Genomic DNA, 13,980 nt, shown 5'->3' with positions numbered 1-13,980 from the left:
CACCCGCCAAAGTCAGCTGGTTACTTGATGACCTCTACCTTCTTGTCCCCGGCGGCCTTCTCCGGGGCCTCGTCGGTGGCGCCGGCGGCCGTCGGGACGGGATGGTAGCCGCTGAAGGTGGTCAGCAGGATCCCTTCACCATGCGTGAGACCGGGGAGTTGAGCCTCGAAGGCGTACACCCGGCCGACCGGGATCAGCCCGGTGAGAACCGCACGTTCGGTCCTGATCTCCGTTGACTCCAAGGTCGCGCCGGCCTCGACGAGCTTGGCGATCACCGACGAGACCGCGTCCGGTGGAAGCTCCAACTCGAAGCTGTCGACCGGCTCGTGCACCCTCGTGCCCGCCTCCTGGAGCGCCTGTATCAACACCAGCGGCACCAGTTTGCGGAAGTCCCCGGCGACGGTCACCGGCGAGGAGTATTGCGTGCGGATCAGATCCACCCGGCAGTCGACCACCTCCCAGCCGGACAGACCATGCTGCAAGGCAGCGCGAGTCGTCTCCTCGATCGCGGTGTGGAACGCCCGCGGCAACCCGCCGAGCTCCACCTCCAGCCGGTAGTCGATGCCGGTACCGACCGAGGCCGGCGAGACGCGGAAGCCGACCCCCGCGCACCACAGGTTGCGGGGATCACCGATCTCGCGGATCGCAGTACCGATCCCGGCCGGACGCTCGACATGGATCGGCGTCGTCTCACTGAAGGCGACCGCGAGCCCGTACTCCTCCTCCAGCAGCGACGCGATCACCTCTTTCTGCACTTCCCCGTACAGATTCACCGAGATCTGCCCCGTCGCGTCCTTGCGAACCCGGATCAGCGGATCCTGCTCGGCCAGCTGCTGCAGCGCCTGGAAGAGCTTCACCCGGTCCTGGGTATGCACCACGGTTTCGAGCGTGGGCGGCGCGAAGAAGTGCCCGCCTTGCCCGGCCGGCGTCCCGAGCTGGTCACCGATCTGCACCTGCTTGAGCCCGCGCAGCGCGACGATCCGCCCTGCCTCCGCACTCTCGACGGACCGCGTCCCCCCGCGCTCGAACAGCCGCACCGACGTCGGCTTCACCTCGTACTGCATTCCGCCACGGTGCACGTCGATCGCCTGCCGCGCGTGCAGCCGGCCGGCGAACACCCGGGCCGACGCGATCTTCTCCCCCGCCGGCCCGCGTTCCACCTTGAACACCGAAGCGCGCAAGGGGTCCTCTCGAGCTTCCGTTGCCCGTGGCAACCACTCGCGGATCCCCTCGATCAACTCGGGAACGCCCTCGCCGGTCATCGCCGATCCGAAGTACACGGGATGCACGCGCGGCCGGCGGACCTGGTCGGCCAGCTCGAGGTGATAGTCCTGCGGGGCGAGTTTCTCGTCGAGATACCGGGCGAGAAACCTGTCATTGCCCTCAGCAAGCAACTCCCCCAGTGCCTTGTTCCCCAGGGGAAACTGCCGGTACTGCGCCGCGCGGGTGCCGAGATCGGTCACCGAACCCATCGGCACGGCGGTGGGTGTGAGGAGCCGGTCGAGGTCGGCGAGCAGCTCGTCGTACCGGGCGCCCATCCGGTCGATCTTGTTGACGAACAGCAGCGTCGGGATGCGCAACCGGGTCAGCGTGCGCATCAGCAGCCGGGTCTGCACCTGGACGCCCTCGACCGCCGAGATCACCAGCACGGCACCGTCCAGCACGGACAGCGCGCGCTCGACCTCGGCGATGAAGTCGGAGTGGCCCGGGGTGTCGATCAGGTTCACGGTCAGGTCGCCGAGCTCGAACGAGACGACGGCCGAGCGGATCGTGATCCCCCGCCGGCGTTCCAGGTCCATCGAGTCGGTGCGGGTACTGCCGTCGTCCACGCGGCCGACGTGGTCGATCACGCCCGCGGCGTACAGCAGGCGTTCGGTCAGGCTGGTCTTACCGGCGTCGACATGCGCCAGAATGCCCATCGTCAGAGTCTTCAAAGGTCCTCGCGGGTGCGTCGCAGCGATCAGGAGTGATGGCGTAGACCGACGCTCGGCGCATCTGGAGCTCCTTCTCTGCGGTACCGCGGACCATTGACGGGTCGAGGATAACCTTCGGGTGAAGCCCTGGCGACCGAGTTTTCGAGAGGACGGCGGATGGAATTCGCGACGTTGCTCCATCGGTACCGCAAGGCCACCGGGCTGACCCAGGAGAAGCTGGCCGGCAAGGCCGGCGTGAGCGTCGCGGCGATCGGCGCGCTCGAGCGCGGGGTTCGCCGGTTCCCGCGCTCGGAGACCGTGAACGCGCTGGCTTATGCGATGGGGCTGACCGCGGACGAGCGGAAAGCCTTCGCCGAGTCGGCCCGCCGCCAGACCGTACCGGCCATCAGGCCGAGCGCCGAGTCGGCTGCTCCGCCGGTACCGCGGCAACTCCCGCTGCCCGACCCGAGTTTCACCGGTCGTACGGCGGATCTCGCCACTCTGCAGACCGCCCTCACGAGCGGGACCGGGGTCGCGATCATCGCGATCACCGGCATGGGTGGCGCGGGCAAGACGACCATCGCGGTGAAGGCTGCGCACGCGGTCGCCGCGGAGTACCCGGACGGCCAGGCGTATCTGGATCTGCACGGCTACGGCCCCGATCCGCTGTCGCCACTCGAGGCTTTGAACTACCTCCTGCGTGCCTTCGGCCTGTCCGGCGCCGACGTACCGGTGCAGGTGGACGAGGCGGCAGCGCGGCTGCGGTCACAGTTGGCCGGCCGTCGAGCGCTGATCCTGCTGGACAACGCGCGAGACGCCGCTCAGGTCGAGGCCTTGCTGCCTGGTACCGGCCGGTCGGCCGTCCTGATCACGAGCCGCCATGAGCTGGCGGGGATGCCAACGGCGCAGGTCCTGCGACTCGGCCTGCTGTCCGCGGCGGAAGGACTCGACCTGCTCCGGGCGACGGTCGGCGCCACCCGGGTGGACCGGGAGTTGGAGGCTGCCCAGGAGATCGTCGAGGCCTGCGGTCTGCTGCCGCTCGCCCTGAAGATCTCCGCCGGTCGGCTGGCCACCAGACTCCAGTGGCCGCTGACCCATCTGGCCGGGCTGCTGCGCGACGAGCGGCGCCGGTTGGATCAACTGGAGGATCAGGAGCTGGGCGTCCGCGCCAGCTTCGACGTCTCGATCGACGACCTGGCGGCGGGTGGGAGTGACCGTGAGCAACGTGCTGCGGCCGCCTTCGCGCTGTTCGGAGTACCGGATGGTCCTGATCTGACCGTCGAGGTCGCGGCCAGGCTGCTGGATTGCGACGAGCACGTGGCCACGGATGCCCTCGAGGATCTCTGCAACCTTCACCTGGTGGAGTCGCTGGCCCCTCGGCGGTACCGGCTGCACGATCTGCTGCGGGTGTACGCGAGAGAGCGGGCGCAGGCGAGCATCGGCCCGGCGGAACAGGCTGCGGCCGTCAACAGGGTCCTCGATCTCTATGCGTCGGCAGCTTGGCAGTCGACCGAGCTGGGGTTCCCGAGGTCCGGCCGGCTGCCGTGGTACCGGGCGCAACCCCCGATCGTCAACGGCGGACCGAAGTACGACGACATGGGCTCGGCGCTGTCCTGGCTCGACGGGCAGCGGCATCACCTGCTCGCCCTGACGTCGCAGGCCGTGCGGATGGGCGGCGTCCCTGCGATGGCGATCCTCCGGCTGGTGATCGGCCTGCACCCCTTCTATGCCACCCGCGGCCACTGGCTGGACTGCCTACGGATCGAGCGCACCGCCCTCGAGGTCGCGGCGGAGGACCCGCGGGGCGAAGCGCACGTCCGCAGCGATCTTGGCCTGGTCCTCTACGACCTGGCGAGGGCCGGGGCGGGTCACCCGGACGACTCCATCGCGGAGCTCCACCGCAGCCGGGAGCTCTTCGAGAGCGTGGACGATCTGGTCGGCGAAGCCCTCGCGCTGGCCAACCTGAGCCATGTCCTGGACCTGAACGGCGACTACCAGCAGGCGATCGACGCCGGTGAGCAGTCCCTCACGATCTACCGCAAGCTCGACGATGGGCCCGGCCAGGCGATCGCGTACATCAACATCGGCAACTCCCAGGGCAAATTGCGCAGGACGCAAGCCCAGCGATCGGCGTACGACGAAGCCATCGCCATCAGCACCCGGTACGACGCCCAGCACCACCTCGGCATCGCGCTCCTCGGTTCGGGCGTCGCGTATCAGCTGGCCGGCGACTTCGAGATGTCCCTCGACCACCTGCACCAGGCCACAACGAAGTTCGAGGCACTGAGCGACCAACTGAGCCTCGCCGAAGCCCTGGACGAACTAGGCCTCACCTACCGCCTGTCGGGCAACCTCGAGTCCTCGATCACCCACCTGGACAAGGCCCTGACCATCAGCACCCACTACGACGACGGCCAACGCCACTACCTGATCCTCACCCACCTAGCCGACTCCCTAGAAGCCTCCGGCGACCACACCACCGCCGCCGAACGCCGCACCCAAGCAACCGACATCACCAAAGGCCGCGGCTAGAAGCTGCCCCACCGCACTGAGTGCACCAACGGGCGGGTGGATACCAGGTTGTCCACAGGAGGGTTGTAGTTGTGGACAACCAGGAGGGCTATCGGATCCAACGGTTGAAGTCTGTGGGGGTTACGTTGCTTCCGCAGAGAATGGTTGCGATGGTCTTGCCGTTGAAGCGGTCGCGACTCTCCAGGATTGAAGCGATTCCCAAGGCTGCGGCTGGTTCGACTACGAGGCCTGCGTGCAGGTAGAGGAGGCGCATTGCTTCGATGATGGCGGCTTCGGTGACCAGGATCGCGTCGTCTGTGACTGAAGCGAGGTCGTCTAGTACCTCGGGGATCACGGTCCGGCCCGCGACACCGTCAGCGATGGTGTGGGGAGCACCGACGTCGATCGGCTGGCCGGCGCGCAGGGCCAGCGTCATCGCCGGGGCGTTTTCGGGTTGGACGCAGATGATCTCGGTGGTCTTGCGCAGACTCTTCAGCGCGAAGCCCACGCCGGACGCCATCGCGCCGGCACCCAGCGAGATCATGACCGAGTCGAGCTCGACGGGCAGTTCCGAGAGCTCGACGCCGATCGTTGCCGCGCCTTCGCAAGTACCGATGTCCTTGCTGTCTTCGACCAGGAAGGCGCCAGTCTCGGTGGCGTAGCGCTCGGCAGTCTCGAGGGCCAGTTCGATTTCCCCGTCGACGAGGAGAACCTCGGCGCCGAGCGACTTCATTTGCTCGAGCTTCAGCGGGTTGGCTGCGGATGACGCGACGACCGCGACGCCGACTCCACGCCGCCGGCCGCTGTAGGCGAGCGCCTGGCCGAGGTTTCCCGCACTGGCACAGACGACGGCCTCCGCTTCCTGCAGCCGGGTGAGGACGGTTTCGGTTCCGCGACCTTTGAAGGAGCGGACGGGATTCAGCGTCTCCACCTTCAGGAACAGGCGGCAACCAAGCGCGTCACTCAACGGCTCACATTCGTACTGCGGCGTGTCCCGAAACACCGGATCAATCTGAGTACGGGCCAGCAGAATTCTCGCAATGTCCAACCGCACCGCACCACGGTACAACGCAGACAGGGCCGCCGCAGTGCTAGCGGGAGATGGGGGCTGGGAGGATTCGGGCGCCGGGGACTGGGCCTTCGGCTTGGCGGACCATTCGGCAGAGGCCGGATTCGGCTAGTTCTACGGCTAGGTCTACTGCTCGGCGGCTGTCGGCGGCCAGGAAGAGGCAGGTGGGGCCGGAGCCGGAGATCATGGCGGCGAGGGCGCCCTGGTCGAGGCCGAATTGGAGGGTGTCGGCGAGTTCGGGGCGCAGCGAGAGGGCGGCTGCCTGCATGTCGTTGCTTAGGGCAACTGCGAGGGCGGCCGGCTGGCCCGAGAGGAGGGCGGTGAGGAGTTCGGGGTGGACTTCTGGGGCTTCGACTCGGCGCAGGGGGCGTAGGCGGTCGAGCTCCGCGAAGACGGCGGGCGTCGACAGGCCGCCCTCGGCGATGGCGAAGACCCAGTGGAAGGTGCCGCGGGACATCACCTCGGTGACCTGCTCGCCGCGGCCGCGTCCGAGGGCGGTGTGGCCGACGAGGCAGAACGGTACGTCGCTGCCCAGGTCGGCCGCGATGCGCTCCAGTTCGGACTGCGCCACGCCCAGCCCCCACAGCCGGTTGCACGCGACCAGCGTCGCCGCAGCATCCGTGGAGCCGCCTGCCATCCCACCCGCGACCGGGATGGTCTTGCGGATGACGAGGTCGACGCCTTCCTCGACGTCGTACTCCGTCTGCAACGCCCGCGCGGCCCGCACAGCAAGGTTCGTGCCGTCGGTCGGTACGTCGTCGGCGAAGTCACCGAGCACCTCGACCGTGATGTCGGTGTCGTCGCGCAAACTAGCTGTCACATCGTCGTACAGGGCAACGGCCTGGTAGACGGTGGCGAGCGGGTGGAAGCCGTCCGGGCGCGGTGGGCCGACGGACAGGCCGAGATTGATCTTGGCCGGCGCCCGGACCGTGACCTGATGAGCAGACACGGCCACAGGTTAGTGCCCCGCGCCCGCGATCGCGGCGAACTGTTCGATTCCCAACATCTCGCCGCGCAGTGACGAGTCGACCCCGGCTGTGGCGAGGGTGGCGTCCAGGCGTTCGCGATCGGGCATCCAGCGGGCCAGCGCCGAGCGGATGGTCTTACGCCGCTGCGAGAACGCCGCGTCGATCACGGCGAAGACTTCCTCGCGAGACGCCGCCGTCGATGGCGGCTCATGGCGGGTGAAGGCGACCAGGCCGGAGTCGACGTTGGGGGCCGGCCAGAAGACGTTCCGGCCGATCGGGCCGGCGCGGCGCACCTCGGCGTACCAGGCGGCCTTGGCGGACGGTATGCCGTACGTCCGTGAGCCGGGCGGTGCCGCGAGCCGGTCGGCCACCTCGGACTGGACCATGACTAGCCCGTGCCGCAGCGACGGCGAGATCGACAGCAGGTGCAGCAGGACCGGTACTGCGACGTTGTACGGCAGGTTGGCCACACACGCGTCAGGCGAGCCGATCTGAGCCGGTACGACGCTCATCGCGTCCGCCTCGACCACGGTCAGCAAGGCGGCCTGGTTCGGCGCGTACTCCGCGATCGTGGCCGGCAATGCCCCGGCCAGTACCGGGTCGATCTCGACCGCGGTGACTCGGTGGCCCTCGGCAAGCAACGCGAGCGTCAGCGACCCCAGCCCCGGGCCCACCTCGAGCACAGTCTCACCGGAAGGAGACAGCTCCGCGGCGCGGACGATCCGGCGGACCGTGTTCGGGTCGATGACGAAGTTCTGGCCGCGCTGCTTGGTGGGGCGAACCCCGAGCTGCGCGGCCAGTGAACGCACTTCCGCCGGACCGAGAAGTCTCGGTCCGGCGGAAGTGGATGAATCAGCGCTGGTCACAAGCGCCAGTCTCGCAGAGAAGGCCCGGAATCAAGCCTTCTTGCCACAGACGGGCCAGTCACCATAGCTACCGCGGGCCGCGCGCACCTTTTCGGCGATCGCGATCTGCTGCGCCTTGGACGCCTGGTGGGCGTTGTTGGCGTACGCATCGCCGCCATAGGCGACCCAGGTGCCGTGGCCGAACTGCAGGCCGCCGTAGTACCCGTTGCCGGTGTTGGCTGACCAGTTGCCGCCCGACTCACAAGCGGCGATCCGGTCCCAGGCGCCGGCGTTGCCGGTGGCCGGGGGCGTGTCGCCGGTGGGCTCTTCGGTCTTCGGCTTGGTGCCGACCGTGACGAGCTCGTCGACGGGCTTCGTGACGACGTCGCTGGAGACGAGCTTCTTGCTCGACAGCTTGCCGTCCAGGTAGGTCACCACGTACTTGACCGTCTTGGAGCCCTTGACGCCCTTGGCGGTCGTCTTGGTCTCACCCTCGGTCAGCTTGGCGTCCTTGGTTTCCTTCTTGCCGAAGGCGATCGCCTGCTGCTCGGTGATCGTGCGGGTGTCGACCTTGATCACGACGACCTTGGTCACACTGCCCGGCTTCAGCACGGTGGCCGTGGCCGGCACGATCTGGTCGTCGGCGTCGTACGGGATCTTGGCCGTGGTCAGCGCCTCGCCCACCGTCGTCGCCATCGACTTCACCGCAACGGCCTTGCCGAGCCGGACGATCTGCAGGGTCTTGGGGGTACGAACGGTCAGCTCCAGGCCCTCGCGCCCGATCGGGGCGCTCCGGCTGGTGGAGAAGACTGCACCCTCGAAACGCAGGCCCAGGTCGGTCATCGCCTCGTTCAGGCTGTCCGCCGTGGTCCAGAAAGTCTTCTTCGAGCCATCCGCGTCGACGGTGAGCTGGCGGCCGTACTGCACCGCGATCTCCTGTCCGTCCTGCAGCTTGGCGTCCAGCGAAGGGGCCACCAGGTCACGCTCGGAGACCTGTACCTTCTTCGCCTTCAGGGCATCCCCGACGGTCGAGCCGAAGGTGTGAACCTTCTGCACCTGACCGTCGATGGACAGGCTGACGGTCTTGCTTTTGGTCGCATAGGCCACGGAGCCGCCCACGACGGCAAACACAGCCGTGGCGCCCACGACCGCGATGATGGACTTACGCACTAACGCTCCCAGGTAGAGCTACCCGGGCACGGGGTCCGACGGCACTGGCGCGAGGCCGCGTATTCCGGGATACAGGGCCCGGAAACCACGGTCAACCGCCGAGGGGCGTGCCGTCCGGAATCTTCCCCGATCCCGGCCAACATCACGAGACAGTAACGAACAAGTCGCTGAAGCGCCAATCCCCTAGTCGGCGTGGCGGAAAAAGGTGTAACGGGGCGCTCACCCCTGGTGACGACCCCAGTGCCCGCGGTGCACCACTTCGGCAGTACTGCGACGCCCCCGCTTGAGGGATGGCGAGCGCTTGTCGGGGGCCCGGTAACCGATCGAGACGACCCCGATCGGGTCGAAGCCGTCCGGTACGCCGAACTCCTCCTTGAGCCGCGCGACCTTGTCCGCCGGCGGCCCGAAAAGGCAAGCACCCAAGCCTTCGTCGACCACCGTCTGCAGCATCAGCAGCGCCGCCATCCCGGTGTCGATGTACCAGTACGGCGCCGTCCAGTGCTTCTCGTCGCGGTCGGTCCAGCCCTTGTCCGGGGCGGTGTACCGGTCGAGGTACGCGTCCTTGTGCGCGAAGGCGAAGACCAGCAGCGGCGCGCGCCGCAACCCTGTGATCCACTCCACATACTTCTCGTCCGGATCCTCGGCCGCGATCCGCCAGTACCGCTCGCGATCGTCGCCTTCGAGGGTCAGGAACGCCCAGCCCTGGGTGAACCCGCCCGACGGCGCCCGGAGACCGTTTTCCAGGATCCGCTCGCGGATCTCGTCCGGTACCGGCCGGTCCGGGTCGTAGTTGCGGACCATGCGCCGGCGCCGGACGACCTCACTGAACTCCATGAGGCCCTGTCTATCAGCCCAGCAGCTTGGCCAGCAGGTACGTCTCGGTCCCCGCCAGCCCGACCGAGCAGAACACCACCGTCTGACCCGCCGCCGGAGCGGGCGCATCCCCGGCCAGTACTGCGCCCAGACTCGTCAGCCGGTCGTGTTGCACGGTTCCGGTCAGGATGAAGGGCGGGTCGTACGCCGCGGTCTGGGCCAGCGAGTCGGTCACCGCAACATCTGCGCGGGCGACCAAGTCCGGCCCGAACTCGGCGCGCCCGAACTGCTTCGGCCCGAGCGTGCTCAGGTAGCTCCCCGGCGCGACCCAGGAGGCGTCGATCACCGGCACCGGACTGTTCGTCGCGAGCACCACCAGCGCTTTCCCCTCGACCGTCTCGCGAGCCGACGGAGCGGCGACCGCGGGCAGCCCCAACTCAGTGGAAACCCTTGCGGCAAAGGCATTCCGGCGTACCGGGTCGCGACTGAAGACGGTCACCTCGGTCAGTTCACGGACCACCGAGATCGCCCACAACTGGTTCCACGCCTGTACGCCGGTCCCCACGATGCCGAGCGTCGACGCACCAGCCGGAGCGAGGGCGTCGACCGCCACCGCGCCGATCGCACCCACCCGCCGCGGGCCGAGCTCGTTGCCGACAGCAACGCCTCGCACGATGCCGGTCCGCCGGTCGTGGACGACCACCACCTGCGCGCCGGGCGCCGAGTCGAAGGAGTCGTACGAGCGATACCCGTACCACTCCCCCGCCAGCGCACCGGTCGTGAACACCAGCCGCCCGTCGCCCAAACCGGTACTGACCCGCGGCGGCGAGTGCAGGTCACCCCGATGGGCGGCGAGCAAGGCCTCACGCATCCAGCTGACCGCCGAGCGCGGATCAAGCCGCTCGGCGATGTCGGAGTCGGTGAGAACGGTTACCACGAACCACCGAAGGCGCGGTTGGAGTTGTCGGACAGCGCCTGGCACAGCTCGGCGACCGAGATGTTCAGCACGCCGGCCATCTTCCGGACCGTGTGCGGGATCAGGTACGACGCGTTGGGCTGGCCGCGATGCGGCGACGGCGTCAGGTACGGCGCGTCCGTCTCCACCAGGATGCGGTCCAGCGGCGTCACGGCGAGCGCGTCCCGCAGCGACTGCGCGTTCTTGAACGTCACGACCCCGGCGAAGCTCAGGAAGGCGCCGCGGTTGACGCACTCGCGGGCGAACTCGGTGTCGCCGGAGAAGCAGTGCATCACCACCCGGTCCGGCACGCCTTCGCGGTCCAGGATGGCCAGGATGTCGTCGTGCGCGTCCCGGTCGTGGATCATCAGCGTTTTGTCGAGCCGCTTGGCCAGCTCGATGTGCGCCGCGAACGACGCGTGCTGCGCGGCCCGGCCGTCCTCGCCGGTGCGGAAGTAGTCGAGCCCGGTCTCGCCGATCACCCGGACCTTCTCCGAAGAAGTCGCCAGCCGCTCGATCTCGGCCAGCGCGCTGTCGAGCTCACCGGCTGCGGCAAGCTTCGGCGCCTCGTTCGGGTGCAGGGCGATGCCGGCGATCAGGTTCGGGTACTGCTCGGCGGCGTCTACTGCCCAGACAGCCCCGGGCAGGTCGCAGCCGACCTGGACGATCCGGGTGACGCCGACCGACCCGGCCAGCTTGATCGCCTCGGCCGCGGCCAGCCAGTTGCCGTCCTCGCCGTCGGCGATGTCCAGATGGCAGTGCGCGTCGACCACGCTCATCGGCAGCGGATCCGGCACCGCGGGCCGGCTGCGGTCCCGCGACCGGCCGTCCTCCCCGATGGCAGCGCGTTCCCGCGTCGGGCGATCGACCTCCACACCGTCGGATGACATGGGGTCCAGAGTACTGATCACCCCGCCCCCATTCTTCTTATGTCCGAAGAAGTGGGTACCACGTCCCTCGAGTTCTTCGGACGTAAGGGCTTTAGCGGAGGCGGTAGATGCGAATGTCCTGGTTGCGGTAGATGAGCGTGGCGAGCTGGTCCAGCTTTGGGGAGACCGGGCCGGCGCGCAGGTCGCCGATGATCAAGGTGATGCCGACGTCGCCGGACAGCTTCGCGAGGTGTTGTTCGGACGGCTTCTCGACCGCGATCCGGCTGTCCAGCACGCGATCGGGCCACGGCGACTGCTGGAGCAGGAAGCTGCGCTTGTGCTCGGTGGCGGCCAGGTTGGCCGGCGCATACGCCCAGCCACCCATCCACAGCTGCACCCCGCTCAGCCCTGACATCCAGTACGCGTCGTCGGGGCAGCCCGGCCGGTACGGGCCTGGCATGCAGAAGACGTTGCTGACGGCCACATCATTGGGCTCGAGGTGCGTGCTCAGCCAGAGCATCGCGCTCTGCTCTTCTTTGGTCAGATACGTCCGGTACTCGATGTTCGGCGGCGGCAACGGCTTGGTCGCGTCGCGCAGCGCATCCCCGATCACGATGAACTGCACCGGCAGGCCGGCCGCCACCGTCAGGACGATCACCTGTACTGCGACCGAAGCGGCCTGCCGGGTCCCGTTGATCCCGAGGATCACGATCGCCCCGACCACGGCCAGCACCCCGAACGGCGCCAGCAGCCCAGCCGCCGCTCGGGCCACGGTGTGCGTCTCGGTGTCAGTCGGCCAGAAGAGATAGAGCGCGACCGCCGTGGCCAGCCCGGCCACAGCCACGACGACGAGGTCCCGAGCCCGCGCCTGCCCAGCCAGATTGGCGCCGACGGCAACCACCCCGACCATCCCGAGCGCGAGCACCGCGCCGAGGAAGTGGTACTCCGAATAGCCCGTGTGCGAGAAGACGAGCGTCACCCCGGTGCCCGCGAGAACACAGCCACCGATCCACCAGTACGCCGGGTCGCGGCGGACCGGCGACATCCTCACCCCGAGCAACGTGAGCAACCGGGGCGCGTCGACCAACAAGTAATAGGTCACCAGCACGATCGCGAACAGGATCATCCGGCCGTCGCCATGCTCGACCGACGGCAGCACCCAGTTGCCCGTGGCCGGGTACGACTTGTCCCCGGTGACGGCCTGGTAGTACGGCTGGACCCGGAGCGCCGCGAGGAACTGGAACCGGCTGCCACCTGTACTACCGGTCAGCGCGAACGACGACGCCAACAGAAAGGCCGCCGCGACCCCGGCCAGCGTGGCCATCCGCCACGGCGCCCGCCGCTCGGACACCCACGCGAAACCGGCGGCGAAGAGACAGCCGACCACCATGATCGGGAGCAAGGTCGGTTTCGTCCCGGTCGCCAGCGCGAGCATCAGGACCATCGCAGTCCAGACACCCCGACCGGCCTGCCGTCGCAAGATCAGCACAGTCGGCCCGACCAGCCCCAGCATCACGACGGCGGCCATCGTTCCAGTCGGCCCCTGCACGACTTGCGCCGCCGACATGTTGGCCGTGGGGGTGTCGACCAACTGAATCGCGCCCGGCAGGACTCCGGCGAGCAGACCGGCGAGCGGGGCCGCCCACTTGCGCTCGCTGAGCAACTCCCCCGCAGCCCACCCGACCAGGACCAGCGTGAGCAGCATGGTCAGCGGCCATTGGTGGATGAGCACCTGCGGCGGGCGGACGTCGGCCATCACCGACCCGCTCGCCATCGAGGCGGTCGCGAACCAGTGATAGATCAGTGGCTCACCCAGCACCCACGGGTCCGCGGGCGTGACGTCGTGCAGTAGCTGCTGGACCAGCCCGAGTTGGTACCAGATGTCCTGGTGGCGAGTCGCGGGGATCGGCGGCAGCGGGACGGGTCGCAGCAGGACGACCACGGTCCGGACCATCGCGAGCAGCAGGCTGGAGACGAGTAGTACGTGCCACCAGCGAGGCGGCGCTGGGCTGGTGCCCCGCCAGCCGAGGTGCGGCCGGAGCGACTTGGTCACTGCGAAGAGCAATAGGAGCCCGGCGACGAAGGCCCATTGGAGGAGTGGGACGCCGAGCGCAGTACAGGCTGCCCAGACTGCCAGTTGCCAGGCGAGGCCGAGGACTGCGCCGAAGCCGAGGTCCTGGGTCAGCGAACGACCGCCGGCCAGGGCTCGCCACAGCAGCGTGCCGGGCAGTAGAACGGCGATCAGCCAGACGAGCATCCAGCGGATGCTCTCGCCGGTCGAGTCGCCGATCCGGACCAGCAGCAGCACCGCGCTGACCGGCACCAGCAGCCACCACCCGAGCAGCCCGATGCCGGGCCGTAATCGAGTGGTCACTGTCGGAATCGTCCCCGTCATCCGGCAATGATGACGGGTCCTCTGGTTCTAGTTACTTTCGGCTGCCTCTTTCACGCCCTTGACGAGCATCTCCCACATGCCGGCCGAGTGGTCGGCCTCGTCCTGGCTGCCGTTGTTGTCCTGGCTCAGCCGCAGGCGCGTGGTGTCGTCACCCGACAGCTCGTAGGTGAGCGTGTGGTAGTTCTCCGGCACGTCGGGCTGGCCGCCCAGCGGGCTGTAGTGCGTCACCTTGAGCAGCCGCGCCTTCTCGACCGCGAGGATCTCGCCCTTGTCGGTGTACTTCTTGCCCTCGTACTCGCCCTGCCAGGTGATCGGACTCCCCGGCTGCCAGTCGGTCTCCACCTCGGCCCCGAACATGAACTTCTTGATCTGCTCAGGGTCGGTCAGTACATCCCAGACCCGCTCGGGCGACGCACTGATCTCGGTCTCCGCTGTGGCCACGTAATCGGCCATGGTGTCCAACTCCCATCGG

General features: G+C 68.3%; 11 protein-coding genes. 1 reads left to right on the top strand and 10 read right to left on the bottom strand.

What is annotated here, in order from left to right; all coding sequences use genetic code 11:
* Positions 1-20: 20 nt before the first annotated feature.
* Positions 21-1,919 (bottom strand): TetM/TetW/TetO/TetS family tetracycline resistance ribosomal protection protein, encoded by a 1,899-nt coding sequence (locus G3I17_RS09820; RefSeq protein ID WP_164595652.1) that lies wholly within the window; start codon positions 1,917-1,919, stop codon positions 21-23.
* A 171-nt stretch (positions 1,920-2,090) separates the two neighbouring features.
* Between G3I17_RS09820 and G3I17_RS09815 the strand changes: the two genes are divergently transcribed.
* Positions 2,091-4,445, top strand: a complete 2,355-nt coding sequence (locus G3I17_RS09815; protein ID WP_164595651.1) for a tetratricopeptide repeat protein — start codon at positions 2,091-2,093, stop codon at positions 4,443-4,445.
* A gap of 88 nt (positions 4,446-4,533) precedes the next feature.
* Here the strand turns inward: G3I17_RS09815 and G3I17_RS09810 are convergent, their stop codons facing one another.
* The 9 genes from G3I17_RS09810 to G3I17_RS09770 form a co-directional block, all read right to left on the bottom strand.
* Positions 4,534-5,478 (bottom strand): pyridoxal-phosphate dependent enzyme, encoded by a 945-nt coding sequence (locus tag G3I17_RS09810; RefSeq protein WP_164595650.1) that lies wholly within the window; start codon positions 5,476-5,478, stop codon positions 4,534-4,536.
* A 37-nt stretch (positions 5,479-5,515) separates the two neighbouring features.
* Positions 5,516-6,442 (bottom strand): 4-(cytidine 5'-diphospho)-2-C-methyl-D-erythritol kinase, encoded by a 927-nt coding sequence (locus G3I17_RS09805; protein WP_164595649.1) that lies wholly within the window; start codon positions 6,440-6,442, stop codon positions 5,516-5,518.
* Positions 6,443-6,451: 9 nt separating this feature from the next.
* Complete coding sequence (gene rsmA, locus G3I17_RS09800) at positions 6,452-7,270, bottom strand: 16S rRNA (adenine(1518)-N(6)/adenine(1519)-N(6))-dimethyltransferase RsmA (protein WP_343238254.1); 819 nt, start codon at positions 7,268-7,270, stop codon at positions 6,452-6,454.
* Between the two features lie 87 nt (positions 7,271-7,357).
* The gene (locus G3I17_RS42050; RefSeq protein ID WP_164595647.1) at positions 7,358-8,476 is read right to left on the bottom strand and encodes a resuscitation-promoting factor; all 1,119 of its coding nucleotides are present in this window, start codon (positions 8,474-8,476) and stop codon (positions 7,358-7,360) included.
* 219 nt (positions 8,477-8,695) lie between these two features.
* Positions 8,696-9,310 carry a nitroreductase family protein gene (locus G3I17_RS09790; protein WP_164595646.1) on the bottom strand — a complete coding sequence of 205 codons (615 nt, stop codon included), beginning with the start codon at positions 9,308-9,310 and terminating at the stop codon, positions 8,696-8,698.
* A gap of 13 nt (positions 9,311-9,323) precedes the next feature.
* On the bottom strand, positions 9,324-10,226 hold the full coding sequence (locus tag G3I17_RS09785) for an ornithine cyclodeaminase family protein (protein ID WP_164595645.1): 903 nt from the start codon (positions 10,224-10,226) through the stop codon (positions 9,324-9,326).
* A complete protein-coding gene (locus tag G3I17_RS09780) occupies positions 10,220-11,023 on the bottom strand; it encodes a TatD family hydrolase (RefSeq protein WP_239062402.1) in 804 nt (267 codons plus the stop codon). Before G3I17_RS09780 ends, G3I17_RS09785 begins: the two co-directional genes overlap by 7 nt.
* A 202-nt stretch (positions 11,024-11,225) precedes the next feature.
* Positions 11,226-13,487: a hypothetical protein gene (locus G3I17_RS09775; RefSeq protein WP_164595643.1), complete on the bottom strand. Its 2,262-nt coding sequence runs from the start codon at positions 13,485-13,487 to the stop codon at positions 11,226-11,228.
* Positions 13,488-13,535: 48 nt separating this feature from the next.
* Positions 13,536-13,961 (bottom strand): SRPBCC domain-containing protein, encoded by a 426-nt coding sequence (locus G3I17_RS09770; RefSeq protein WP_164595642.1) that lies wholly within the window; start codon positions 13,959-13,961, stop codon positions 13,536-13,538.
* Positions 13,962-13,980: the final 19 nt, after the last annotated feature.

The sequence above is a fragment of the Streptomyces sp. SID13031 genome, assembly GCF_010548305.1.
Taxonomy (GTDB): domain Bacteria; phylum Actinomycetota; class Actinomycetes; order Propionibacteriales; family Kribbellaceae; genus Kribbella.
The sequence above is the reverse complement of the archived record's forward strand: the minus strand, read 5'-3'. Positions and strand labels throughout refer to the sequence as shown.